Genomic DNA, 26,161 nt, shown 5'->3' with positions numbered 1-26,161 from the left:
AAATATTTAGTTTAAAGCTGGGTTAATGCCTATTTTTGCATTAAATGATGGCTAAAGATACGTTTTTAAACCGAAAAGCAACACTAAATAGCAAAGGCAAACCGATTGAACTGAACGGTCAGGCGGTGATGGCAATCCTCAATTTAACGCCCGACTCTTTTTATGGCAAAAGCCGTGCGGCAGGCCTGGAGGAAGCCTTGCACAAAACCGAAACCTTTTTAAACGAAGGTGCAAAATTTATCGATATCGGTGCCTATTCGTCGAGGCCCGGTGCGACCGACATCAGTCCCGACGAAGAGTTGCAACGCCTTATTCCGGTAGTTGAAGCTTTAGCCAAAACATTTCCGGAGGCTTTGCTTTCTATCGATACTTTTAGGGCACGAGTAGCCAAAGAAGCCATTTTGGCCGGCGCACACCTGATCAACGACATTGCGGGGGGCAGCTTAGACGAAACGATGTTTGCTACGGTTGCCGAACTACAGGTACCCTACATCATGATGCACATGAAAGGCACGCCTCAAAACATGCAACAAAACCCAAGTTATGAAAACGTTGCACTGGAGGTTTTTCAATATTTCGACAAAAAGATAGCCGAATTAAAACAGCTGGGCGCCAAGGATATTATCATAGACCCAGGCTTTGGATTTGCCAAAACCACTGCACACAATTACGAACTGTTGCAGCAGCTGCAGGTGCTCAACAGTTTTGGGTTGCCTGTTTTGGCTGGCTTCTCCAGAAAATCGATGATTACCAAAGTGCTGCACAACAAAGCCGCCGATGCCCTGAACGGCACCACTGTACTCAACACCATTGCTTTGCTCAAAGGCGCTGCCATTTTAAGGGTGCACGATGTAAAAGAGGCACTCGAATGCATTAAACTGGTGAACCTGGCTACCACCTAACCCACACATTTACCGGTTAGCTATTGAGCGGCCATGAACAATTGACCATATTTTCTTATATTGCTAACGATGAAGAGCTTCGACTTTGATTTCCTAAAATTTAGCTGGGCCAGTGCCATAGATATCATCCTGGTAGCCATCCTGATCTATTACGTTTACAGCCTGATCAGGAATACGCTGGCCGTAAACCTCCTGCTGGGCATGTTCATCATCCTCATTTTTTACCAAGTGGTAAAGGGGCTCCACATGGACCTGCTCTCTAAAATTATAGACAAGTTCATCAGCGTGGGCATCATGGCTTTGATCATCATCTTCCAGCCAGAAATCAGACGGTTTTTGCTACACATTGGCAAAAGCACGTTTTTGCAGAAGAACAAGGCCTGGTGGGGCTATTTGTTTGGCAGCAAAGACAGGGAAAGAGACAACCTGCTACGCATCAAACCCATTATCGATGCCTGCAAAAGCATGAAAAAATCGAGAACCGGAGCCTTGATTGTCTTTGTAAAGTTTTACGATGACGAGCTTTTTACCAATAGTTGCGAAATCATCGACTCGAAAATCTCGAAGCGACTGCTCGAAAGCATCTTCCAAAAACACAGCCCTCTGCACGATGGTGCCGTGGTGATCGCAGAAAACAAGATCAAAAGCGCCAGTTGCATCCTGCCTCTCACCGACAACGATAAATTGCCACCGCAGTTTGGCCTTCGCCACAGGGCCGGCATTGGTATTTCGGAAACCGCCGATGCCGTTGCGGTAATCGTTTCTGAGGAAACCGGCGAGATTGCCTATGCCAAGCAGGGCCGCGTGCGCATGAATGTTTCTTTTGGAGAACTGGAAAAACTACTGAACAAGGATTTTTAAGGTTGCGGGCTAGCAGTTGCCAGTTATGAGACCTATCTCCCGTTTCCGCTCAAGACCAAACAAAAAAGGAGCAAAGATTCGTCATCCTTACTCCTTATTCTATTATTTTTTAGCTGGTTAGCAGTATTGCTCAAAGGCACCAATCAGGTTTTCGGCAATCATTTGTGCCGGCCTGCCTTCAATTTGGTGGCGTTCGATCATGTGTACCAGCTTGCCGTCTTTAAACAAAGCCATCGATGGCGATGATGGAGGGAAAGGCATCATATACGATCTAGCTCTATCCACTGCATCTTTTTCCATACCAGCAAAAACAGTAACCAATTTTTGGGGATGTTTGGCATTGGCTGCTGCAAGTTTGGCTGCCGGACGGGCATTGGCTGCCGCGCAACCGCATACCGAGTTTACCACTACAAATACGGTTCCTTCGCTTTTGATCGCTTCGTCAACCGCTTCTACAGTTTTTAATTCTTCAAAACCTACGTTAGTCAATTCTGCACGCATAGGTTCTACTAAATATTCAGGATACATCTTTTTCTCTTTTTATTGAAATAATCTACAAAGATAGCAAACATTGTGCGCTAATGATTACCTCGACATAAAATAACAATTCATTGACGTTGACTCATAAAAAAAGCCGGACTTTAAAGCCCGGCTCGTTTATGGAATAGTTTGTTTTTATTGCAGGCTTCTAATGGCTTCTTGCAGCGCTTCTGGATTTTTCACGACGCCAAAACCAAACATGGCAAATAGGGCAACATACATCAGCAAATCTAAAATACTCAAAATCAAACCAATAATAGCACAAACCCTACCGGCATTCAGGTTTTTATAGGAGCCTTCTGTATAGGCACCTACGTTCATGGCGTACAATTGCCTGTCTTTTTTACTCAATACCAAGGCAATAACAGCCAAAATAACCCCAGGTATGCCGTAGCAGCAGCAGGTTACAATAGACAAGATACCTAGCACCAATACGGCCGTGGCATTGGGCAATGATTGTTGCATGCCTCCAAAATTGCCTCCAAAGTTACCACCAAAACCTCCATTGTTTGGCGGAAAAGGCGTTTGTGGTGGCGGGGGTGGAGGTGGCGTAGGCTGTTGTGGCACCGGATTTTCTTGTGGCGCTAGTTGTTCTTCAGACATGACTTTAAATTAATTGATGGTTTAATATTTTATAAATGTAATTGGCTACGACAATTAATGCGATACCAATATAAAGGATTTTTATTAAAAAAGCCCCGTTCTTAAAATCAAATTTCAGGTGGATGATGGTAAAAGCTACCAAAAAAAGAATCGGCAAAGTAGGTGGGTAAAATTTAAACGAAGCGACGATATCGCCCTTCATCAAAGCCAAAACCGATCGTTGCAGGCCACAGCCCGGACAATCGATGCCGAAGGTCTGCCTAAACGGACAAGCCAGCAAATGTCTTTCCAGCCAATGAATAAATCCTCCGGTTTCTGTTAACAGCAACAATAGACCCAATCCGACAACGTTTTTCATGCAGGCTAAAAATAGTAATTTCACATGATATGCCGATGGGCAGGCACTGTGGCAAGGGGTATACGCAAGCCACCAACGCCTGGCATTTCTCTGCAGTATGTAATATTTTTTGGCATCTTGCTATCCAAAGATACGATTTAAATCGCGTGAAGGGGCGAACTTCCAACCCAACGCCTTAAAGCTGGCAATTGCAATTTGAATTGGTTAAACTATTGCGTAATTTTGCCCTGCTTATTTAAGCTGGACAAAAGTTCGAAAAACTAACATCCACCCGCAATAAGCAATTAATTATTAATCACTTAATAAAAACAACATGTCATCAGTAGAGACAACTTACGTTCCTTACAAAGTTAAGGACATTTCACTGGCAGAATGGGGCCGTAAAGAAATTACATTGGCAGAGGCAGAAATGCCGGGCTTAATGTCATTGCGCAAAGAATTCGGACCATCTAAACCCCTCAAAGGCGCCCGCATTGCCGGCTGCCTGCACATGACCATCCAAACTGCGGTTTTGATCGAAACCTTAGTTGAACTAGGCGCAGAAGTAACCTGGTCGTCGTGCAACATTTTCTCCACCCAAGACCACGCCGCTGCCGCTATCGCCGCTGCCGGCATTCAGGTTTATGCCTGGAAAGGCCTCAACGAACAGGAGTTCGATTGGTGCATTGAGCAAACTTTACACTTTGGCGAAGACCGTCAGCCGTTAAACATGATTTTGGATGATGGTGGCGATTTGACCAATATGGTTTTCGATAAATACCCTGAACTGATTGCCAACATCAAGGGCTTATCAGAAGAAACCACTACCGGCGTACACCGCTTGTACGAAAGAATGAAAAACGGAACTTTGCACTTGCCTGCCATCAACGTTAACGATTCGGTAACCAAGTCTAAGTTCGACAACAAATACGGCTGTCGCGAGTCGTTGGTTGATGCGATCCGTCGCGCTACCGACGTAATGATGGCCGGCAAAGTAGCCGTAGTTTGCGGTTATGGCGATGTAGGTAAAGGTTCGGCCGAATCTTTGAGCTCGCAAGGCGTACGTGTCATCGTAACCGAAATCGACCCAATTTGTGCCCTCCAAGCCGCTATGGAAGGTTACGAAGTTAAAAAACTAGCTACAGCCATTAAAGAAGCCGACATTGTAGTAACCACCACCGGTAACTGCGACATCGTTCGTGCCGAGCACTTCAAAGCCCTAAAAGACAAGGCTATCGTTTGTAACATCGGCCATTTCGACAACGAAATCGATATGGCTTGGTTAAATTCAAACTATGGCCATACCAAGGTTGAAATCAAACCTCAGGTAGACAAATACACTATCGATGGCAAAGATGTAATCATTTTGGCCGAAGGCCGTTTGGTAAACCTGGGCTGTGCCACTGGCCACCCGAGCTTTGTAATGAGCAACTCGTTTACCAACCAAACTTTGGCGCAATTGGAACTTTGGACCAATCCAGGCAAATACGAAAACAAAGTTTATGTATTGCCTAAGCATTTGGACGAAAAAGTTGCCCGTTTGCACTTGGAAAAAATCGGTGTAGAATTGGATGTTTTAGACCAGCACCAAGCAGATTATATCGGCGTTCCGGTTGAAGGCCCTTTCAAACCAGACACCTACAGGTACTAGTCTTAATTTCGGACTACAAAATAGAGGGATGTGCAAATTTGCATATCCCTTTTTAGTTAATGCCAGCTGCCACCATGGCGAACATCTTGAAGCGATTTTTGAAAAGCCCATTCGGTAACACTTCGCTACCTGTAGCCCCGCTGTCCGCTTGACGAGGTGCCCGCTCCCATCGGGTTTAGCCAACAAGAGGCAGTATTTCATTTGCAGATAAATACTTAGCTTTGAAACATCAATTTTTCCCACATGAAAAAGTTCATCATCGCAATTTTGGTTGCTATGGCAGGCTTAAGTGCCCATGCTCAAACCAAACCTAAAAAAGCTCTACCCGTTCAAACCCTTACCAAGCAAACCGTAGAAATTGCCTGTGGCGAGTGCCAGTTTAAAATGAAAGGCAAAGACTGCGAGCTGGCAATCAGGATTGACGGCAAGCCTTATTTTGTAGACGGCAAAGGCATTGACGACTTTGGCGATGCCCATGGTACCCACGGTTTTTGCAATGCCATTAGCAAAGCCGAAGTAAGTGGCAAAATCGTAAATAACCGCTTCAAGGCTGAAGAAATTAAATTATTGCCTAAAAACTAACCTTTATTGCGGCCTACTTGCTTTTAATGTTAAAGCTTGGGGCTTCATAATCTTGGGCACGGTAGCTTGGCGGGATAGATGTTTCGTTACCGTCTCTCATAGCCTGGTAGTGAGGAGACATGATTTCGACACCGTTTTCAAAAAACACATTTTGTATTTCCTGGTGTAGGTTAGAGTAGATTTGCGCCATGCTATTGGGACTGTTGGTATAAGCATTTAACTGATAAGAAACATACCAGTCGTCTAGGCTGGTCTGCAATACAAAAGGCTTGCGGTCTTTCAATATTCCTTCACAACGCATGGCTGCATCTATCAGCAACTGATGGATCTGAGGCCAAGGTGTTTCATAGCCAATGGTTACCGTGGTATGCACAATAAGGCCATCCTCTTGAGCCATCAGACTGTAATTTGTAGTATTTCCATTTAGGATTGCCGCGTTTGGAATAGTCACCACTTCGTTTTTGATGGTTTTGAGCCGGGTCACCAAAAATGCCTTTTCCACAATATCTCCCGTAACATCACCTATTCTTACCCGATCGCCAATCCTGAACGGCCTCATGTAGGTAATTACCAAACCGGCCACGATATTGCCAATCGCCGTAGACGAACCCAACGAAATCAACAAACCCAAAAATACCGAAACCCCCTTAAAGATTTCAGAATTGGAACCCGGCAAAAACGGCCAAATAACCACCAGCATAAAAGCGTAAAGGATAAACCTGATGATGTTATAAGTGGGCTTAGCCCAATCGGCATAAAAACCGCTGATTTTCAGTTTGCCCGCTTCTATCTCGCTGGCCAGAAATTTGATAAGCCTATTGATATACTTAAAAACCACCACCACAATAACAATGGTAATCAGGTTGGGGATAAACTGCACCACCGAGCTGAGCATGTTGCGCAACGGACTCAGCACAAAATCGATCAGCGTATCGCTCCAGCTTTTTGTCCAGGGGAATAGCCTGAAAATGAACGGCAGGGTAATGTAGACCAAAAAAGCAATGAAAACATACTTGAAAATGTGAAAAGCCTTACGAAAAAGCACGATTTCTCCGGCCTTGGTAAGCAATTCATAATTCCTGATCCTGACCCCTTTTAAGTGCTTAGACAGCCTTAAGGTGGCCGCATTCAATATGCGGTTAGAATATTTGTTGAGAAAAAAAATGGCTATCGCCAACACCAGTAAAATGAGCAGGCCCTGCCCTGTTCTGAGCAAAAGTTCGGTTATATCGGTCTGCGCTTTATAATTTTTAATCGAATCCACCATTTTGAAGCGGTAAATTTTGGCCAGGGCCTGCCGGTTGATCTTGGCACTATCGGCGTCGATATTTGCCACGCTAAAAATAATTTCCTTGCCGTAGATAATATCCGAGGTAGCCTCCTCCTCCCTAACCTTTATCGAGTCGGCAATAAGCAGCATATTGCCTTCCAACCTCGCCAATATAGCGCTGGTCCGTGTAGCCCTTTCAGCGGCCGAAAGCGAGCCCAAACGGTTTTGAACATGAAACAGCGTATCGCTATTGAGCATAATCGGGATACCTTTTCTTGCCTTTGCGGTATCGGCAGGGGCATTGGCTATTACGACCGATGGCAAAAGCAACAACAGGAAAAGTAGCTTGAAGAGTTTCATTGCTGGAGGTATTTTATACCAAAATACAAATAACTATTCGAATTCTCGCCCTAAGCCCTCACGGAGATCAAAAAGCAGCCATTGTTTGTTTTTGACATCAACCTGCCTGTTTTGAAGCAACCGAATAAAATCCTTGACGCCGATTTCTTCGTTACCGTTGCCATGGATCAGCACAATGCTTCCTGCTTGCGCCAGCTGCCCTTTGGCCAGCCAGGCATCGCTGCCTACCGGAATTAAGCCATAATCTACAATTTTAGCTACCAATTGCGGACTCGAAACCAAGCCCGGAAAGCGAAAAAATACCGAAGGTGTCAACCCGTTTTTCAACAGCAGTTTTTCGTTTTCCAGTACTTCCACATCCATATTGGTACCTGGAGCCAGCAAAAAGTTTTGGGCCAATGGCAAACTGTTCACTTCATGGTTGTATGAATGGTTGATCCAGGTAATGGTCAATTCGTTTTGGGCAACCAGGCTTTTTAGCCAATCGAGATCTACCTGATGTTTCAATATCCATTTGCCCGACACCGAAATGGCCAAAGGCACAGGTTTTTGTATTTTCTTAAATTCATCCAGCAGGCGCTGAAAAATAACACGGTCGAGGTTCCTATGCGATGGACACAAATCAATGGTGAGCGCAATGCCTTTTTCTTGCGGAATGGCGTGATCTATCCCCGAATTCTGCAGGCTTTTGCTGTTAAAAAGGGCAGCATCCAGTGCTTTTACATACGGCGAGTTTTTAAAAATAGCTCTTACATTGCCGATATCCAGTTTATCGAGCGCAAAACCATCGGCGAGCTTTACAAAAGTCAGCAGGCTTTGCGGATCGGCCAACAGCAGGTATTTCTGGTTGCCATTAACAAAGCTTCGTAGGGCTATCCATTTGCCATTATTGGCCGTAGCTACGGCATAACTGACCTTATACCGCTTAATCGAGTCAAAGTTCTGGGCAAAAGCAGCCGAGGCAATCCATGAAAACAACAAGAGCAGTTTCAGTTTCATGTTACAAATATAATCAGGAAGTTCATTCTATGTTGTTGAAAACTGGAAGAGGCAACGAATCATCAACATGCGGTCTACGAACGATGGGGCCAAGACGAAACACTAATGACCAAGGCTTTACAAAAAAACGCCAGGCGATTGCTATCTTTGCCGCATGACAAAACTTTCGGTTAACATTAACAAAATTGCCACTTTGCGCAACAGCAGGGGTGGCAATAACCCCGACTTGGTTAAAGTGGCGCTAGATTGCGAACGTTTTGGTGTTCAAGGCATTACCGTTCACCCGCGTCCAGATGAGCGCCATATTCGTTACCAGGATGTGTTCGACCTGAAAGCCGTCATCGCAACAGAATTCAATATTGAGGGCAATTGCAGGGAGCAAAAATTTGTAGACCTGGTATTGGCCAACAAGCCTGCACAAGTTACCTTGGTACCCGATGCCGAAGGACAACTTACCTCCAACCACGGCTGGGATACCCTAAAACATGCCGATTACCTGAAAGAAATGGTAGCCGTGTTTAAAAATGCCGGCATCCGCGTTTCCATTTTTGTAGACCCGGTGGTAGCGCTGGTAGAAGGCGCTTTGGCAACCGGTACCGACCGCATTGAGCTGTATACCGAAGCTTATGCCAGCCATTTCCATCAAAACAAAGCACAAGCCATTGCACCTTATGTGCAGGCTGCGCTGAAAGCTAACGAACTGGGCTTGGGCATCAATGCGGGCCATGACCTCGATCTGCATAACCTGAAATACTTTGCCCAAAATATTCCCAACCTGCTGGAAGTCTCCATCGGTCATGCCTTAATTAGCGATGCCCTGTATTACGGATTGGAAAACACCGTCCAGCTTTATTTAAATCAACTCTCCTAATTTTTCAAAACCTATGTTAAAAGGCATATTCCTTGTACTTTTTGGTGCATGCAGCTTTGGTATTCTCTCTACTTTTGTAAAACTGGCCTATGCAGAAGGCTATACTTTAGGCGATGTTACCGGCACACAGGCGCTGTTTGGGGCCCTCATGCTCTGGACACTGCACCTCCTCCAAAGCAACCTCAGCAAAAAACCAAAACCGACAATAACCACCCATTGGCTTAAACTTGTTGGCGCCGGTTTTTTTACCGGTTTGGTTAGCCTTACCTATTACCAATGCGTAAAATTTGTGCCGGCTTCCTTGGCCATCATCCTGCTGATGCAGTTTGTATGGATCAGCGTGTTGCTAGAGCTGTTCATCTATAAAAAGAAGCCCAACAAAGCCCAAATATTCGCCATTATTTTTATCCTGGCAGGTACGGTACTGGCCAGTGGCTTTACCGATACCAAACTGGCCGACATTAACCTGGTTGGCGTGGCTTTTGGCTTGCTGGCCGCCTTGTGCTATGCCATTTTCCTCATGCTGAACGGCAAGCTGGGCAACGAATATCCGCCCCTTCAAAAAAGCGCATTAATGATTACGGGCGCTTGCCTGCTTATTTTTGTCGTGTTGCCCCCTCACTTTCTGTTTAACGGGGCTTTAGGTGGAAGCCTGCTCAAATGGGGAATGATATTGGCCATTTTTGGCACCGTAATTCCGCCACTCTGTTTCGCATCGGGCATTCCACGTGCAGGCTTTACGCTCAGCTCTATTTTAAGCTCGGCCGAATTGCCTGTGGCAGTGAGCATGTCGGCCCTGGTACTGCACGAGCCGGTAGGTCCTATGCGCTGGCTGGGCGTATTCGTTATTTTGGGCGCCATGCTGTTGCCAAATTTGGAAAATATAAAAAAGGGGAATATCTTTAAAAGAAAAACCACATGAAAAACCATTTTCTGATCATACTTAGCCTGTTCGTTATAGCCGTTGGCTGTAAAAACGTAGCCACCATCAACGAAAAAGAAGCTGGAGAAAAGATTACCGATTACCTCAAAGCCAATCCGGAATACAAAACTGCCCGCTTCAGCTTTGGCGAAATGAAGTTCAACAGCGAAAAGGACATGAAGGAACTGGAAAAATACCGTCAGTTGGCCGATGAGGGCTATGTTTCGCTCAGCTTGCAAAGCGCTAAAAAGAAATTCCTTTCCAAAGACAGCAGCTATGTTTTTCAGATCAGGCTAACCGACAAAGCGAGCGAGCTGGTGCTTAAACAAGACGACGACAGGGCTACCGTGAAGGTGGTACAATACGAATTGGCCAGCGAAAAACCAGTCGACTTTAACCGGATAAACGACAACAATGCCAAGGTTACGGTATCGCTCAAAAAGATAAACACCCCTTTTGCACCATTCCAAAAAAACGCAAGCGAGAACAGCAATTTCATCACCAAAACCTATCGCCTCAAATTCGACAAGGAAGAAGGCTGGAAGGTGCTCAAATAATCGCGCCTTTCTTGCAAAAGTTGGCTGGGAAATATTTTCCCTACTCGACCGAATTACGGATTTGCAATCCATTTTGAGCACTCATTGGCATTTTCCACCGACAAGCAAATCAAAAAAGCTGGAATTGACTTCGCGAGCGATATGATGCGAACATTTGGTCTAGCTATTCTAGAATAGTAAACCAAATGTAAGCTGCTCAGTTAAACTTACAGATGGATTGAAATGTCTTACACCTCAATCAATTGCTCAATGTATCTCCGGTAAGTTTTCGCTAAAGTATAAATTATTAACTTTAAGTTATTGTTTGGATGCTCAAACTGACCGCAAATCGGCCAAATGTCAAAAAATAGAGCAAAACCCAAAATGCCAAATCCGCAAACCCTACTAAAAACATAGATTTAACAGGTTGTATTTGAGACTAAAATATGACGTTTGCCCATCCATTTTGATGGCAAAAAATAGGGATAGTTTTCTTACCTTTGCGGCATCAATTATTGCTATACTTCATGAGCTTAAACATCCACTACCAAGAAGAATTTAAAGAACGCCACATTGCGCCAAATGCTGAAGATACAGCGGCCATGTTGCAAACCGTTGGCGTTGCCTCAATTGACGAACTGATTGAACAAACGGTTCCTCAGCAAATCAGGTTAAAACAGCCTTTAAACCTACCTAAGGCGAAATCTGAAACCGAGTATTTGGCAAGCCTCAAACAAACGGCTTCGCTAAACAAAGTTTTTAAATCATACCTTGGTCAGGGTTACTATGACACGATTACGCCGGGTGTAATTCTGCGCAACGTAATGGAAAATCCGGGATGGTATACGCAGTACACGCCTTACCAGGCAGAAATTGCCCAAGGCCGTTTGCAGGCGTTGCTTAATTTCCAAACCATGGTTATTGATTTAACCGGCATGGAAATAGCCAATGCTTCGTTGTTGGACGAAGGTACCGCCGCTGCCGAAGCCATGTTTATGCAGTACAGCTTGCGCAAAAACCAGGCTGCCGTAAAATACTTTGTATCAGAGCAGCTGTTTGCCCAAACCATCGACATCCTAAAAACCAGAGCCAACCCTTTCGGCATTGAGCTCGTAATTGGCAACCACGAAGAGTTTACACCTAGCGAAGACTTCTTTGGTGCCATTGTACAATATCCTGCGGCCAATGGCGAAGTTTACGACTATACCAACTTTGCCAACGCCCTGCACAATCAAAACATCAAACTAACCGTAGTGGCCGACCTCTTGAGCTTAACCTTGCTCACTCCTCCGGGAGAGTGGGGCGCCGACGTGGTGGTAGGTACTACGCAACGCTTTGGCGTACCAATGGGCTTTGGCGGTCCGCATGCAGCCTATTTTGCTACCAAAGACGAATACAAGCGTTCTATCCCTGGCCGTATTATTGGCGTAACCATCGATAGCAACAACAATTACGCACTGCGTATGGCTTTGCAAACCCGCGAACAGCATATCCGCAGAGACAAAGCAACTTCTAACATCTGTACCGCTCAGGCTTTATTGGCTATCATGGCCGGCTTTTATGCGGCCTACCATGGTCCAAAAGGCTTGAAACTCATTGCAGAGCGCACCCATGGCTTAACCGTAAGCCTGGCCCAGTCACTTTCAAAAATCGGCTACAAGGTATTGAGCAAAGCTTATTTCGATACCATCCAATTGGATTTGGGCGATTTAACCGATTCGATCCACAAAGAATGTCTGGACAACAACATCAACCTTAACTATAAAGGCAACCTGGTAAGCATCGCTTTAGATGAAACCACCACTTTTGAAGATGTAACCCTTTTGGTTCGCATTTTCTCGAAAGTTAAGGGCATTGCTTCAGACAGCATCAACGTGGTTGACCAAGTAAGCACCACTATTCCTGCCGGCTTGCAACGCCAATCGGCTTATTTAACCCATCCGGTATTCAATTCGCACCATTCGGAACATGAAATGTTGCGCTATATCAAATCTTTAGAGACCAAAGATCTTTCGCTTTGCCACTCGATGATTGCCTTGGGTTCATGTACCATGAAACTGAATGCCACGACCGAAATGATTCCGGTTACCTGGCCAGAATTTGGCAAAATTCACCCGTTTGCACCAAACGACCAAGTATTAGGCTACTACACCGTATTTGACGAACTAGACAAATGGCTGAGCGAAATCACTGGCTTTGCGGCCATGAGCTTGCAGCCTAATGCGGGCGCACAAGGTGAGTATGCCGGTTTGATGGTGATTAGAGCTTACCACCAAGACCGTGGCGACCACCACCGCAACATTGCCTTAATTCCAGCTTCGGCACACGGAACCAACCCTGCTTCGGCAGCGATGGCCGGCATGAAAATCGTCGTGGTAAAATCGTTGGAAAACGGCAACATCGATGTTGACGACTTGAAAGCCAAAGCAGAAGAACATGCGGCCAACCTATCATGCTTAATGGTAACCTACCCTTCTACGCACGGCGTATTTGAAGAAAGCATTATCGATATCTGCAACATCATCCACCAAAACGGCGGCCAGGTTTACATGGACGGCGCCAACATGAACGCTCAGGTAGGCCTAACCAGTCCGGCCAATATCGGTGCCGATGTTTGCCACCTGAACCTGCACAAAACCTTCTGTATTCCACACGGCGGTGGAGGTCCGGGTATGGGTCCAATCGGCGTAGCGGCACACTTGGTTAAGTATTTGCCAGGCCACGCAGTAGTCGACATCAATAAGGAAAAATCTATCCACGCGGTTTCTGCAGCCCCTTGGGGCTCGGCTTCGATCCTGATCATCTCTCATGCCTACATTGCCATGATGGGTGCCGATGGATTGACCAACGCAACCAAATATGCCATTCTGAATGCCAACTACATGAAAGCCCGCTTAGAGGCCCACTACCCTGTATTGTATTCAGGCAGCCAGGGCCGTTGCGCACACGAAATGATTTTAGATTGCCGCAGCTTTAAAAACTTCGGCATCGAGGTGGTTGATATTGCCAAACGTTTAATGGATTATGGCTTCCACGCACCAACCGTATCGTTCCCGGTTGCGGGTACTTTGATGGTTGAGCCAACCGAAAGCGAGCCTAAACATGAACTGGATCGTTTCTGCGACGCCTTGATTGCCATCAGAAACGAAATCAGCGAAGTGGAGAGCGGCAAACTCGACAAAACAGACAATCCGTTAAAAAATGCGCCACACACCGCAGCTGTAATTACGGCTAACGAATGGAACCACGGTTATAGCAGACAAACTGCTGGCTTCCCGCTTCCTTATGTGGCCGCTTATAAATTCTGGCCATCGGTAGGCAGGGTAAATGATAGCCACGGCGACAGATCGCTGATTTGTGCCTGCCCTCCACTAGAAAGTTATATGGAAGAAGCAATGGCATAATAACAACACTGCGAAGTTTGTTAAACTTTGCAGTGCAACTCATAAAAAAAGCCCAGGCAAATTGTCTGGGCTTTTTCTTTAAAAGTACATATGCTTCGACACCAATCCTTATATTTGGGCACTAATCAAAATACATGAAAACCTATACGCTCCTTGCCGCCCTCCTATTGTATATCGCTAACCCCATCAAAGAGGTCACAGATCGCTTGGGCGTAAAGGGGCCTTTAAAATTCGACCAAACCAGTTTTGTATTGGCCTCGGCCGAAAAACCCACCAACAACTATTATATCCAGGAGTATTTGCCAGCGGGCGAAAAATTTGAAAATTTCAATCAAATGCTCACCATCCACTTGTTTATTATGCCTATTAGTGCCAAAGAAGCGGCCCTACAAAAAATTAAGGAACTGGAGAAAAGAAAAAGCACAGACCCCCTTTGCAACTACCAGATGGCCGAAAGCCCCGATGGAACCGAGAGCATTGTCGACTTTCTGGTCAGCGATAGCAAAAACGACAAATTGAACATTGCCGAATTTAATGTTTACCATTTCAAGCAGGTTGATGTAGGCAACAACCAAAAAGCGATCATGATCTATGCCTATTCGAAAAGAAGCTACGGCGACAGCATTACTGATTTTTTAAGTGGCTTAAAAGAAGACAGAAATCATTATTTAAACACTATGATTGGCACAGAAATACCGAAAGTGAGCCTAAGCAACTAGGGTCATGAGGCATATAATCGACCTGAATGTTACAAAAAGCATCAATAAAAACAAACTGATTGCAAAAACAGAATGGGGAGACGTTCCGAGTCAACTCACTATTTATTTTGTTGCTGCCGTATTTGTTTTAATCGAGATAAATATCATCCCCGCTGTCGATTACAGCGTTATCAGCAACAGGGTATTCGTTGTCGTACCTTTGGTGCTCATGAGTGGAGCTTCGTTTTTTATCGCTTATAGAAAAGCCACAGAAAAACATCTTTTAAGAATCTCCACATCTTTCGATGCCGGCAAAAATAAGGCTATTCTAAGTAAATATATTTGCTCAAAGAGCTATAAAACTTGTGCTTTCCGCAAAGACTGTCTGATTTTCAAAAAAACCTCCATTGGTGAGTTTATAGATTACAGAACGAAAACTGCTGTATTCATCATAAGAGATCATTTGGTGCTGTTTACGATCCTAGAAGAAAATTCAAGGTTAAATTGGCCAACTTTCTTTAGTCATTTGACGATTAAACGTGAACTGGAAGAAATCTTAGGCAAGCCCGATAATGATTAGGTTTATAAGCCAATTGTCAAGAAGCAATTAAACCTTTCGTTTATTTTTTAATCTAACCCCACCAACGAACCGGAAAGGCTATAGTTAAGAATTTTGGAAAACGAAATCTTAACCTATGGTATTTTTTAGCTTCGACAATTTAAATACCTTTACAAAAAACTTAAAAAAAATCAGATGAAATTGAAAATCACATCAATGTTATTGCTAGCTTTTGCAGCTAGTTTCGCTTTCCTGGCTTTTACTCCAAAGGCCGATATCTACACTGTTGACGTAACTAAATCGACAATTACTTGGGAAGGCAAAAAATTTGCAGGTTCTCACAAAGGAACTGTTGACCTTACTTCTGGCACTTTGGGCTTTAATGGCAAAAAATTAGCAGAAGGTGGCTTTATTGCCAATATGACCACTATTAAAGATGCCGACAAAAACGGCGGTTTGGAAAACCACTTGAAAGCCGACGATTTCTTTGGTGCCGCTAAGTTTCCAGCAGCCAATTTCGTTATCAAAAAAGTAGAAGGCAACGGAGCTAACGTAAATGTTACAGGCGATTTGACCATCAAGGGCATTACGCAGTCGATCACTTTCCCGGCTACGATTACCTGGAACGCAGACAAAACCGTAACAGCTACTGCCGATAAAATCACCATCGACAGAACCAAATTTGGCATCCAGTTCAAATCAAAATCGGTTTTCTCTAACATTGGAGATAATTTCATCTACGACGACTTTACCATTGCCGTAAAATTGGTAGCTAAGAAATAAACGGATCCAATTCCGACAAAAAGGCCTTTTGCATTTGCAGAAGGCCTTTTTGTGTATAAAACGTATTGTTATTTAGCGCAGCAATCTATACCTTTAAAGAGTTAAGAAAAAGCTTTCTTGCTTTACATAAGGACCTCAATGTTAGATACAAAGATTAATCTATTAGTGATAGATGATGATGATATCAATATTTTTATCATCAAAAAGATTGTGGAGAAGACTGGATTTGACATAGAAATGGTGTCGAAAAGCAACGGTCAGCTGGCAATAGATTACCTTAAAGATGCCATTTCCAGAGGCGCATCACTTCCCCATCTCATTCTAATAGACATCAACATGCCGGTAATGAACGGCTGGGAATTTGTAGAGGCTTACCAACGACTTGGAATTGCAAAACCGGTAGACCTTTACATCCTATCTTCATCGGTTTACGAAAACGATATCGAAAAAACAAAAAGCTACAGCGCTGTGAGAGGCTTTATCTCTAAGCCTTTGTCTATTGAAAGGCTAACCGAACTGATCAAGGCGCTCGAAACTAAACAATCTTAAAGCGATCGCCGTCTAGCGCTATATAAGCCTGTGTTTTTGATTTAGAATGATAGAATAGGCATTTCCAATGCTCGGCAGCAGCCTTTTGCCCAAATTCTTCGCGCAGTTCCATCGCTTTCCGGCCGTCGTAATCGTACTTGGCAATAAACTTGCGCAGCAGCTCTTCGGGTTCAGGCAGCACATCGCCACCAAAAAATGCCTTGTCTATGCCATCGTCTATCAAAAATACCTGATGGTATGGGCAATGCGCACCGGTAAGCTCGTAGCTGATAAACTCGTTAAGCTGGCCAGAGCCTTCGATCAACTGGATATCGGCATTAACCTGCAGAAACTCAAAAATATCCGTATGGTAAGAAGACGAGCTGCTCGAAAAAGCGGTCTCCCACTCTCCCCTTTGCATCACGTAAGTGGCATCGGGAAAACTCAGTTCCATTTTGCCCTTGTGGTGATGCACCATGCCTCCAGAATGGTCGAAATGCAGGTGCGACATCAACACCAGCTGGACGTCTTCAGGTTTAAATCCGGCCTTTCTGATGTTCTCGTGCAAATGCAGCTGGCCTTGTTCGTTGCTATAGCCTAGGCCAGTATCGAGTAAAACCAACATCTCATTAATCTTCACCAAAAACGGCTGCACATGGATGAACAGCGAGGCCGGCCTGTCTTTCGGGTTGTCTTTCGTCGGATCAAAAGGAATAAACTTCTTGGTAACATCAACAGAATAAGACCCTTCGGTTAAAGTAAAAACTTGTAAAGACATGGCTATTTTTTGAACAGAAATTAAATGATATATTTACGACACCACAAATATAGGCAACCTGTCTGAACTTTGCGACAAGCAACGAGTTTGGCAGGCCTCACGATACTGATCTAAGAATAACGCTACAATGAAAAAAAGATGGGTGCAGGTAGGGCAAGGCGCGACAGAAACAAGTGAAAAACTTGCCCAGCAATTGAACATAGACCACAGTTTAGCGCAAATACTGGTACAACGTGGCATAGCTGATTTTGAAGAGGCCCGCTATTTTTTCAGACCCCAGCCAGGACATTTGCATGATCCTTTTTTAATGAAGGACATGGAGCAGGCTGTTGATCGGATTAGCCTGGCGATTGGCCAACATGAAAAAATACTGGTTTACGGCGATTACGATGTAGACGGCACGACGGCAGTAGCTCTTACCTACAGCTTTTTAAGCCAATTTACCCAACAAATCGACTATTACATTCCAGATAGGCACCAGGAAGGTTATGGCATTTCTACCCAAGGAATTGATTTTGCCAAGGCCAACGGCTTTACACTGATCATTGCCCTAGACTGCGGCATCAGATCAGTTGATAAAATTGCTTATGCGAACCAATTGGGTATCGACTTTATTATTGCCGACCACCACTTGCCTGCCGAGCAAATCCCCGAAGCGATTGCCGTACTCGACCCCAAAAGAGTTGATTGCGAATATCCTTTTAAAGAATTATCGGGTTGTGGCATCGGTTTTAAGATAGCACAGGCCTACTGTCAGCTGCATAACCTGCCCGACGAGCTTTACCAGCAATACCTCGACCTTTGCATGGTAAGCATTGCTGCCGATATCGTACCCATTATTGACGAAAACAGGGTAATGGCGCACTTTGGCCTCCTCAAACTGAACGAAAAGCCCTGCACTGGCCTCAAGGCCCTGATGCAGATATCGGGCAAAACCGAAAACTATACCATCGCCGATGTGGTGTTTCAATTGGCGCCACGCATTAATGCCGCCGGCCGGATGGGCCATGCGCGCGATGCCGTAAAAATGCTGCTGAGCGAAGTGGCCGAATTGGCCGAGGAACAAAGCGCTTTAATCAACCTGCAGAATACAGATCGCAAATCGTTTGACCAGAACATTACAGCGGAAGCCTTAGCCATGATCGAAGCCAGCGAAGAACTGGTTAACCGCAAAACCACAGTGCTTTTCCAGCAGCACTGGAACAAGGGCGTTATTGGCATTGTAGCTTCCCGCTTAACCGAAACCTATTACCGCCCTACCATCGTACTCACCGAATCGAATGGAAAATATACCGGTTCAGCTCGTTCGGTAGTGGGTTACGATCTTTACGAAGCCTTATTGGCCTGCGAAGAACTGCTGGAACAATTTGGCGGACACAAATATGCAGCCGGACTAACCCTTAAGCCTGAAAACCTCGACACTTTTACCGAAAAGTTCGAAAAAGTGGTGGCCACTACAATTAGTCCGAACTTATTGATACCGGAAATCCTGATAGACAGCGAGATAAGCCTGACACAGATTGATGCTAAATTCTATCGTATTTTAGCTCAAATGGCTCCTTTCGGACCGCAAAACATGGCACCGGTATTCAAGAGTACCGGAGTAAGCTTGGTAGGCTATCCGCAAATTGTTGGCACAAATCACCTCAAGTTGGCTGTAAAGCAACAAAATTCAGCTATTTTTGATGGCATTGCCTTCGGACAGGGAGAATTTGAGCAATTGTTAAAAGCCGATCGCCCCTTCGATATCTGCTATACCATTGAAGAAAACGTATGGAAAGACAAGAAGCGTTTGCAATTGAACATAAAAGGCATTAAAATTGATTAGGTTTCAAAAAACCAATCGTAAATCATAATTCTAAAATCGTAAATCTAGATGATCTTAAGAGCCGAAAATCTGGTTAAAAAATATAAGCAGCGTACCGTGGTCAACCATGTTTCGTTTGATGTAAGTCAGGGCGAAATTGTAGGGCTACTGGGACCGAACGGGGCTGGAAAAACAACCTCTTTCTACATGATTGTAGGACTGATCAAGCCCAATGAAGGCAATATTTACCTGGAAGGCGAAGACATTACCAAAGACCCCATGTACCGCAGGGCACAAAAGGGCATTGGCTATCTGGCTCAAGAAGCCAGCGTGTTCAGGAAACTGACCGTTGAAGACAACATTATGGCCATTTTAGAAATGACCAAGCTCAACAGGGAGCAACGCCACGAAAAACTGGAAGAACTGATCAATGAGTTCAGCTTGCACAAAGTAAGAAAAAACCGGGGCGATTTGCTGTCGGGAGGCGAACGCAGACGTACCGAAATTGCGCGCGCTCTGGCGGCCAATCCGAATTTTATCCTATTGGACGAACCTTTTGCCGGCGTAGACCCGATTGCTGTAGAAGAAATACAGACCATTGTAGCCAAATTGAAACAAAAGAACATCGGAATCCTCATTACCGACCACAACGTACAGGAAACTTTGTCTATTACCGATAGGGCCTATCTGCTTTTTGAAGGAAAAATACTCGAATCGGGTACACCGGAGGTATTGGCGGCCAACGAAATGGTACGAAAGGTTTATTTAGGCTCGAACTTTGTGCTGCGTAGAAAAAAATTATAATTTCGGAAGCTGATGGCGATTGTAAATTCGATTTTTACCTGGTACATGAAAAAGCGCATCCACCAGATTGAGCTTTTTATCAAATATCCTCACGATGTTCAGGAAGAATGGCTACATACCTTGATTTCGAGTGCCGAAAATACCGAATGGGGCAAAAAATACGATTATAAATCGATTTTAACCGCCTCGCAATTCAAGGAGCGTGTTCCCATTCAGAACTACGATACTTTAAAGCCTTATATCGAGCGCATGCTCAAAGGCGAACAGAATGTGCTTTGGCCATCAGAAATCAAGTGGTTCGCCAAATCGTCGGGTACCACCAGCGACCGCAGCAAGTTTATTCCGGTGTCTGAAGAAGCTCTGGAAGAATGTCATTTTAAAGGTGGAAAAGACATGATCTCCATCTATTGCAACAATCGCCCCAACACACAGATGTTTACGGGTAAAGGTTTGGTGCTCGGTGGCAGCCATCAGATCAATCAGCTTTGCGACGATATCCATTACGGCGACCTTTCGGCCGTGCTGATCAAAAACCTGCCCATGTGGGCCGAATATTACCGCACGCCTGATATTTCTATCGCCCTGATGGACAATTACGAAGAGAAAATGGATAAAATGGCCGAAGCTACCATTAAGGAAAACGTAACCAACATTTCGGGCGTGCCTACCTGGACCATTGTTTTGGCCAAGAAAGTACTCGAACTTACCGGCAAAAGTAACCTGCTGGAGGTTTGGCCCAATTTGGAACTCTATTTTCACGGCGCCGTTAATTTTACCCCCTATCGCGAACAGTTTAAGGAATTGATTCCTTCGCCAGACATGTATTACCTCGAGACCTACAACGCCTCTGAGGGCTTTTTCGGCATACAAGACCAGGATAATTCGGAAGAACTGCTCTTGATGCTCGACTATGGCATCTTCTACGAATTCCTGCCTTTAGAAAACCTGGAAGACGAAAACCCTAAAACATTATCGCTAGAGCAGGTAGAACTGCATAAAAACTACGCCATTATTATCAGTACCAATGCCGGACTTTGGCGCTACCTGATTGGCGACACCATTCAATTTACCTCGCTCTCTCCTTTCCGCATCAAGATAACCGGCCGGACCAAGCATTTTATCAATGCCTTTGGCGAAGAGCTGATTATTGACAATGCCGAAAACGCACTGACTAAGGCCTGCTCGCTTACGGCCGCCAAAATAAAAGACTATACTGCCTGCCCTATCTACTTTAAGGGTGAAGAAGCAGGAGGCCACGAATGGATCATCGAATTTGAAACGCAGCCACAGGATTTTGAACAGTTTGTTGATGTGCTTGACCAAACCCTGCGCGAGGTCAATTCAGACTACGATGCCAAGCGTTTTAAAGACATGGCCCTGCGCCGTCCGAAAGTACATAATGCACCAGCCGATACCTTTTACAAATGGCTAAAGGTTCGTGGCAAACTGGGTGGCCAGCACAAAGTGCCTCGCCTGGCCAACGACCGCAAGTATGTTGACGAGATTTTGGAGCTTTTATAGCCATGAGAAACCAATCCGGCTATTTCTGACCGAATGCAACGGAAAAATCAGATTTAACCTGGCCTAACCCGGCGACAATAAATATGATGGCCGATTTGAATTTGAACTGGTTAATGATACCCTTGTGGGACAGGGATGGCCTAGGATTCTACTTTATCGGTAAGCCTAAAACTGCCTTTTGTTCAGCCACGGCTACATCTTCAAAAAAATCGGCTATCGCCAGTTCTTTGATCCGGTTGAGTGGTACGTGCCGGTAACCGACAATGTAGGCGGCCAACTGAGCGCCACCGAAAAAGCCAACATCAAATTATTGATGCGCTTTGAAAAATACGCCACCGATAATTACGATACGTTTGGCAGATAATCCTTAATTTTGGGGCCAACAGCTTCAATCGCTGCTGGCCATTTCCAAATGAATACCCATATCATAGCGCCCAAGCATCCCTTGCTCAAAAAGCATATCCAGTATTTTCTCTTTTTTAGGCAGGATACCAAAGTTGCTAGCAGCTATGTAACGTTTCCGAACAACAACCTCTGCCTGGCCATCTACAAAAACAATAGCGTTGCATACCAATCCAAAGACGGCGTAAACAACTGCAATATATCGAACGGACAAAATTCTTTTACCAGCAGGCTCTATGGCTTCCACAACCTGCCCTTTAAGGTACAGGTACAATCGGCCCTAGACCAGGTTTGTATCCTGTTTAGCCCGGCCGCCTTACGATTGTTTACCAAAGAAACCTACAAAGACCTGCTCAGTACCGACGATGTTTTTAACGCTATTTTTCAAAAGAGCCCTAATTTTTTAGCGGTGCTGTTCGGCACGGAAGATTTTGTTGAGCGGGCAGCCTTGTTGGAAACCCTATTGCTGAAAAACCTAAACATCGAAAACATTCCTTCCACGATGAACGAGGCTTTGCAGCTGATTTCGGCTGTTGCCCAAAACAAGGCATTGCTGCCCGTAGCAGAGCTAGCCAAGGCATTACACCTGAACGAATCGACTTTGTACAGGTTATTTTCGACTCATTTGGGGCAAAATCCGAAAGCTTATCTCAAAACGCTCCGGTTTAGGCATACCCTAAACGAATTGATGTCTAAACCCAAGCCGCTTACCCAAGTAGCTTATTCCAATCATTATTTTGATCAGGCCCATTTTATCAAGGATTTTAAAACCTTTACCGGCTGTACCCCAAAAGAGCTGACCGAGCATGTTTCTGTTAAAGAACGAAATCTGGTTTGGCTGTATAGCGAAGCGTAACTGCACGATTTTTACAATTCTCCATCGAAGGCTTTCTTTTCCTTTGCGCATATCTTAAAGTTAATTTTTATGGAAACAAGAACTGTATCACTATTGGTTCTATTGCTATTTGTAGTGAAAATGGGTTATGCGCAAAAGAATTGCAACTGCGAAGAGGCGTTAAATTCGGTAATCAAAAAAATAGAAAGCGAATATCCGGGATTTGAAATAAAAACCAAGGATAAATCAACTTACCTCAATTTTAAGGCAAACTTGGCCATTCAAGCGCGAAAAACACCAGACAATGCCTGTCTGGCGCTGCTCAAACAATATACCGCCTATTTTAGGGATAGCCATATTTGGGTTATGGGCAACGAAACAACCCCTCCACAAACCGAAACTAAAACAGGCAAACAGCTGGTTAAAGTAGATCTCGAAAAATTCGAGAATCACATCCAAAAAACAAACGATCAGTTGGAAGGCATTTGGCGAGACGAGCAATATAAAGTAGGGGTTATAAAAACAGGCCAAAACGAATACACCGGCTTTATTATAGCCGCCAATCCAACTTATTGGCAACCCAAAGAAATCAAGTTCAAACTCTTTGCAAACGGCAACTTCGAATACCTGATGCAAGACCACTCTGTACAACGAGGCACCTTTAAAAGCTATGACGATTGCATTTTGCAGTTTAAGGAGCTGCGCTCTATGTTTATTAAGGAAATGCCAACCCCTGCGCTTAATGCCGTACAGCTCGCCGATAAAATCAATGAAATAGAAGGTTTCTTCGTGAAACAACTCACGTCCAAAACCGCTATTATCAAACTTTCGAGTTTCGATTATCCTTATGTTGACCGGATCAAAAAGCTAATTGCCGACAACAAATCCATATTGGAGAACAGCGAAAACCTAATTATCGATATTCGGGGCAATGGAGGCGGAACCGATGCGGCTTACCAAACCCTGTTGCCTTACCTTGCCACCAATCCGGTTAGGCATGTAGGCGCCGAGTATTTGGCTTCCGGCACGCTCATCAAGGGGGTAGAGAACTATCGCGACAACCTCAAGGACAAAGACCAAAAAACAGCAGAAATAGCAACTTTAAACACAACGCTAGCGCGTTACAAGGCAAATTTCGGAAAATACATTATCCCAAGCGGAGATACCATCACGGTAAGCGACTTAGTCAGGGCACCCAAAAGTCCGAAACAGATCGCTGTGCTGGCCAACAAAAAGGTAGGGAGTGCTGCCGAGAACTTCATCCTGGTTGCCAAGCAAAGCAAAAAGACAAAAATACTCGGAACTCCAACTTTTGGCGTACTGGATTATGCCAATGCTTATATGTTCGATGTAGGTTGCAGCAATTACAAGCTCGTTATGCCCACTTATCGCTCCTTAAGGCTACCCGATTACCCCATAGACAATATTGGCCTACAGCCGGATATTTACCTCGATTCATCGGTAAAAGACTGGATAGCTTACGCCACTGAGTACCTGGAACAATAAGACAGCAACAAAGCTGGGCCCATGTTGGTCCAGCTTTGTTCTTTATGCTTTTAGCCTATGGCATTTCTAATTTATTTTAGTTAAATTTAATTAGCTAAATCTCAAAGCATTATGAAAAGCGTCCAACAAATCCTCAGCACCAAACCCGTTCAGGTTTATGCGGCTGCTTCTACCGATTCGGTGCTCGATGCACTCAAAGTGATGACCGAAAAAAACATCAGTGCCTTACTGATTATGGACAACGACGACCTGCTGGGCATTTTTACCGAGCGTGATTATGCGCGCAAAATCGTGTTGCATGGCAAGTCTTCCAACACCACGCCCCTGAGCGAGGCCATGACCAAGAACCCAATCACGGTAAACCCTGCCGACAGTATTGAACTGTGCATGGAACTGATGACCGACAAGCACATCAGGCATTTGCCCGTAATGGATGGTACCAAAGTGGCAGGTATGGTTTCTATCGGCGATGTGGTAAAGTTTATCATTGCCGATCAAAAACAGACCATTTCGCAACTGGAAAGCTATATTAATAGTTAGGCCAAGCCCTAAGCAAAAGCTTAAAAAATATCTTGTTACGCTTATGAACAATCAGCCAATGCCTAATGAACTAATGAGCTGTTAGTCCCCCCAACGCCACTCGCCTGCTACCTGTAAAGGCAGTTTGAGGTTGTTCTTTTCGAGAAAAGCTTTCAGGTCGGCGTCGTTCATTTTACCAACCGGGATTTTTGGCGTGTTAGCCAAGGCATAAGTAAGCATGGCCGAATAACGCACCGTATTTTTAAGGCCTTGCTCATCAACCAGTTTAAACAAATCACCATCTGAGTGGTAGTAAGGACCTGAGTTGTTAGGCAAACGTCCGCCAGCGCCTCCGCCGGTAGGAATGCCTTCCAGCATAAACGGCTGATGGTCGCTATGCAAGCCTGCACCCGCCTGAAAAAGATTTTTAAAGCCGGTATCGATTTTTACTACTTCTTCGCCCCAGCCTTTAAACAAGGTTTCCATTTCTTTTCTGCTGGTCGAGAATCCTTTTGGATCGTTGGTCATATCGTAGTTGAGCATGAAACTCACCTGGTTTAAGGTACCGTTTTTCTTGGCCTGCTCAACATAAGCTTTTGAACCCAGCAAGCCTTGCTCCTCGCCCATAAAAAGCACAAATTCTACCGTACGTTTGGTTTTGAGATTCAACTTTTTAAAGGTACGGGCCATATCAACCACGGCAAAAGAGCCAATTCCATTATCGATGGCCCCAGTAGCCAAATCCCAGCTATCCAAGTGGCCGCCTACTACTACTTTTTCCTTCGGAAATTCGGTTCCCTTAAATGTAGCAATCACATTGCGCGCTTTGATCATGCCCGAAAAGTTGGTCATGGCAATACTGGCTGTTTGCGGGGTTGTCTTTAATTTTTCTTTGAGCGCCATGCCATTTTCCAAGCCAATGCAAACAGCAGGTATCGGAATAAGCTTTCCGGTTACAGAGGCCGTTCCGGTTAAGAGTACGCCATTTTTTACAGTATTGATAATCATTACGCCGGCAGCACCGTATTTGGTGGCAATGGCGGTTTTTTCAGAGCGATGCAAAGCAGGTGTGCCTTTGGCCGAACCAGGCAATACGCCCAAATAAATCAAGGCAATTTTTCCTTTTACTTTATCGGCAATACCTGCATAATCTGCCTCAAGGCCGTTGCCTACGTCAACAAGTTCGGCAGTTACTTGAGCCGATACAGGCGAATGAGCCAAGGTTACGGCTTTCATCTCGGCAAGATGATTGGCATCGTCGCCTATTTTTACGGCAAGCGTCTTTCTGTCCCAGCTTTCTACTTCGAAAGGCTGGTATCTAACGTCGCAGCCATACGATTTGAGCAGGTTATAAACATAGGCTTCAGCCTTTGCCCCATTTACCGATCCGGTTAAACGATGACCAATGGTTGTCGATGCATCCTTCAAATTGCCATAAGCATTCGAATGGGCCTGCACTTCGGTATTGATTTGCTTAAAAACCGGGCCGAAATGGTCTTGTGCGCCAGCCGTAAAAGACAAACCGGCTAAAGCCAATAAAAAGAAACTCTTCATTTAATGTTATTTTTTGATGAAAATAAGTT

The 26,161-nt window shown here is 44.8% G+C and carries 26 protein-coding genes; 19 read left to right on the top strand and 7 right to left on the bottom strand.

The window, feature by feature from the left end:
* Positions 1-47 precede the first annotated feature (47 nt).
* Both folP and cdaA read left to right on the top strand, forming a co-directional pair.
* The gene (folP, locus tag AC6H1S_RS02790) at positions 48-902 is read left to right on the top strand and encodes a dihydropteroate synthase (RefSeq protein ID WP_497566015.1); all 855 of its coding nucleotides are present in this window, start codon (positions 48-50) and stop codon (positions 900-902) included.
* A gap of 69 nt (positions 903-971) precedes the next feature.
* A complete protein-coding gene (gene cdaA / locus AC6H1S_RS02785; RefSeq protein WP_199136803.1) occupies positions 972-1,763 on the top strand; it encodes a diadenylate cyclase CdaA in 792 nt (263 codons plus the stop codon).
* Positions 1,764-1,880: 117 nt separating this feature from the next.
* Here the strand turns inward: cdaA and AC6H1S_RS02780 are convergent, their stop codons facing one another.
* The 3 genes from AC6H1S_RS02780 to AC6H1S_RS02770 all read right to left on the bottom strand — a co-directional run bounded on the left by AC6H1S_RS02780 (position 1,881) and on the right by AC6H1S_RS02770 (position 3,264).
* A complete protein-coding gene (locus AC6H1S_RS02780) occupies positions 1,881-2,291 on the bottom strand; it encodes a BrxA/BrxB family bacilliredoxin (RefSeq protein WP_199136801.1) in 411 nt (136 codons plus the stop codon).
* Positions 2,292-2,438: 147 nt separating this feature from the next.
* Positions 2,439-2,906 carry a CCC motif membrane protein gene (locus AC6H1S_RS02775; protein WP_497565036.1) on the bottom strand — a complete coding sequence of 156 codons (468 nt, stop codon included), beginning with the start codon at positions 2,904-2,906 and terminating at the stop codon, positions 2,439-2,441.
* Positions 2,907-2,910: 4 nt separating this feature from the next.
* On the bottom strand, positions 2,911-3,264 hold the full coding sequence (locus AC6H1S_RS02770) for a DUF2752 domain-containing protein (protein ID WP_199136797.1): 354 nt from the start codon (positions 3,262-3,264) through the stop codon (positions 2,911-2,913).
* A gap of 313 nt (positions 3,265-3,577) precedes the next feature.
* On the opposite strand from AC6H1S_RS02770, the gene ahcY reads away from it, so the two are divergent.
* Both ahcY and AC6H1S_RS02760 read left to right on the top strand, forming a co-directional pair.
* A complete protein-coding gene (gene ahcY, locus AC6H1S_RS02765) occupies positions 3,578-4,894 on the top strand; it encodes an adenosylhomocysteinase (protein WP_199136795.1) in 1,317 nt (438 codons plus the stop codon).
* Between the two features lie 243 nt (positions 4,895-5,137).
* Complete coding sequence (locus AC6H1S_RS02760) at positions 5,138-5,476, top strand: DUF6370 family protein (RefSeq protein WP_497565035.1); 339 nt, start codon at positions 5,138-5,140, stop codon at positions 5,474-5,476.
* Positions 5,477-5,489: 13 nt separating this feature from the next.
* On the opposite strand, the gene AC6H1S_RS02755 is transcribed toward AC6H1S_RS02760, so the two are convergent.
* Both AC6H1S_RS02755 and AC6H1S_RS02750 read right to left on the bottom strand, forming a co-directional pair.
* Positions 5,490-7,106 carry a mechanosensitive ion channel family protein gene (locus AC6H1S_RS02755; RefSeq protein WP_497565034.1) on the bottom strand — a complete coding sequence of 539 codons (1,617 nt, stop codon included), beginning with the start codon at positions 7,104-7,106 and terminating at the stop codon, positions 5,490-5,492.
* Between the two features lie 33 nt (positions 7,107-7,139).
* Complete coding sequence (locus AC6H1S_RS02750) at positions 7,140-8,105, bottom strand: polysaccharide deacetylase family protein (protein WP_497565033.1); 966 nt, start codon at positions 8,103-8,105, stop codon at positions 7,140-7,142.
* 154 nt (positions 8,106-8,259) lie between these two features.
* On the opposite strand from AC6H1S_RS02750, the gene AC6H1S_RS02745 reads away from it, so the two are divergent.
* The 8 genes from AC6H1S_RS02745 to AC6H1S_RS02710 all read left to right on the top strand — a co-directional run bounded on the left by AC6H1S_RS02745 (position 8,260) and on the right by AC6H1S_RS02710 (position 16,427).
* Positions 8,260-8,976, top strand: a complete 717-nt coding sequence (locus AC6H1S_RS02745) for a pyridoxine 5'-phosphate synthase (protein WP_497565032.1) — start codon at positions 8,260-8,262, stop codon at positions 8,974-8,976.
* Between the two features lie 13 nt (positions 8,977-8,989).
* Complete coding sequence (locus AC6H1S_RS02740; RefSeq protein ID WP_497565031.1) at positions 8,990-9,898, top strand: EamA family transporter; 909 nt, start codon at positions 8,990-8,992, stop codon at positions 9,896-9,898.
* The gene (locus AC6H1S_RS02735) at positions 9,895-10,455 is read left to right on the top strand and encodes a hypothetical protein (RefSeq protein WP_497565030.1); all 561 of its coding nucleotides are present in this window, start codon (positions 9,895-9,897) and stop codon (positions 10,453-10,455) included. Before AC6H1S_RS02740 ends, AC6H1S_RS02735 begins: the two co-directional genes overlap by 4 nt.
* A 506-nt stretch (positions 10,456-10,961) precedes the next feature.
* The gene (gene gcvP / locus AC6H1S_RS02730; protein WP_497565029.1) at positions 10,962-13,838 is read left to right on the top strand and encodes an aminomethyl-transferring glycine dehydrogenase; all 2,877 of its coding nucleotides are present in this window, start codon (positions 10,962-10,964) and stop codon (positions 13,836-13,838) included.
* A gap of 134 nt (positions 13,839-13,972) precedes the next feature.
* Positions 13,973-14,557 (top strand): HI_0983 family protein, encoded by a 585-nt coding sequence (locus AC6H1S_RS02725; RefSeq protein WP_497565028.1) that lies wholly within the window; start codon positions 13,973-13,975, stop codon positions 14,555-14,557.
* Positions 14,558-14,561: 4 nt separating this feature from the next.
* Positions 14,562-15,116 (top strand): hypothetical protein, encoded by a 555-nt coding sequence (locus AC6H1S_RS02720; RefSeq protein ID WP_497565027.1) that lies wholly within the window; start codon positions 14,562-14,564, stop codon positions 15,114-15,116.
* Between the two features lie 174 nt (positions 15,117-15,290).
* The gene (locus AC6H1S_RS02715) at positions 15,291-15,878 is read left to right on the top strand and encodes a YceI family protein (protein ID WP_199136776.1); all 588 of its coding nucleotides are present in this window, start codon (positions 15,291-15,293) and stop codon (positions 15,876-15,878) included.
* Between the two features lie 138 nt (positions 15,879-16,016).
* The gene (locus AC6H1S_RS02710; protein WP_199136775.1) at positions 16,017-16,427 is read left to right on the top strand and encodes a response regulator; all 411 of its coding nucleotides are present in this window, start codon (positions 16,017-16,019) and stop codon (positions 16,425-16,427) included.
* Here AC6H1S_RS02710 and AC6H1S_RS02705 read toward each other — a convergent pair.
* A complete protein-coding gene (locus tag AC6H1S_RS02705) occupies positions 16,414-17,184 on the bottom strand; it encodes an MBL fold metallo-hydrolase (protein ID WP_199136773.1) in 771 nt (256 codons plus the stop codon). The two genes, AC6H1S_RS02710 and AC6H1S_RS02705, sit on opposite strands and share 14 nt — an antisense overlap.
* Positions 17,185-17,311: 127 nt before the next feature.
* On the opposite strand from AC6H1S_RS02705, the gene recJ reads away from it, so the two are divergent.
* The 7 genes from recJ (at position 17,312) to AC6H1S_RS02670 (ending at position 24,599) form a co-directional block, all read left to right on the top strand.
* Positions 17,312-19,012: a single-stranded-DNA-specific exonuclease RecJ gene (recJ, locus tag AC6H1S_RS02700; protein ID WP_497565026.1), complete on the top strand. Its 1,701-nt coding sequence runs from the start codon at positions 17,312-17,314 to the stop codon at positions 19,010-19,012.
* A gap of 48 nt (positions 19,013-19,060) precedes the next feature.
* Positions 19,061-19,795 (top strand): LPS export ABC transporter ATP-binding protein, encoded by a 735-nt coding sequence (gene lptB, locus AC6H1S_RS02695; RefSeq protein WP_199136769.1) that lies wholly within the window; start codon positions 19,061-19,063, stop codon positions 19,793-19,795.
* A gap of 12 nt (positions 19,796-19,807) precedes the next feature.
* Positions 19,808-21,316, top strand: coding sequence for a GH3 auxin-responsive promoter family protein (locus AC6H1S_RS02690; protein ID WP_497565025.1), 1,509 nt, complete (start codon positions 19,808-19,810; stop codon positions 21,314-21,316).
* Between the two features lie 178 nt (positions 21,317-21,494).
* The gene (locus AC6H1S_RS02685) at positions 21,495-21,680 is read left to right on the top strand and encodes a hypothetical protein (RefSeq protein ID WP_497565024.1); all 186 of its coding nucleotides are present in this window, start codon (positions 21,495-21,497) and stop codon (positions 21,678-21,680) included.
* Positions 21,681-21,728: 48 nt separating this feature from the next.
* The gene (locus AC6H1S_RS02680) at positions 21,729-22,574 is read left to right on the top strand and encodes a helix-turn-helix domain-containing protein (protein WP_497565023.1); all 846 of its coding nucleotides are present in this window, start codon (positions 21,729-21,731) and stop codon (positions 22,572-22,574) included.
* 69 nt (positions 22,575-22,643) lie between these two features.
* A complete protein-coding gene (locus AC6H1S_RS02675) occupies positions 22,644-24,059 on the top strand; it encodes a S41 family peptidase (RefSeq protein ID WP_497565022.1) in 1,416 nt (471 codons plus the stop codon).
* A gap of 111 nt (positions 24,060-24,170) precedes the next feature.
* Positions 24,171-24,599, top strand: coding sequence for a CBS domain-containing protein (locus tag AC6H1S_RS02670; RefSeq protein WP_199136759.1), 429 nt, complete (start codon positions 24,171-24,173; stop codon positions 24,597-24,599).
* An 81-nt stretch (positions 24,600-24,680) separates the two neighbouring features.
* Here the strand turns inward: AC6H1S_RS02670 and AC6H1S_RS02665 are convergent, their stop codons facing one another.
* Positions 24,681-26,132: a M20/M25/M40 family metallo-hydrolase gene (locus tag AC6H1S_RS02665; protein WP_199136757.1), complete on the bottom strand. Its 1,452-nt coding sequence runs from the start codon at positions 26,130-26,132 to the stop codon at positions 24,681-24,683.
* Positions 26,133-26,161: the final 29 nt, after the last annotated feature.

This window comes from Pedobacter sp. TM02, assembly GCF_059705275.1.
Note: the sequence above shows the minus strand (reverse complement) of the source record. Positions and strands in the feature narration are given on the sequence as shown.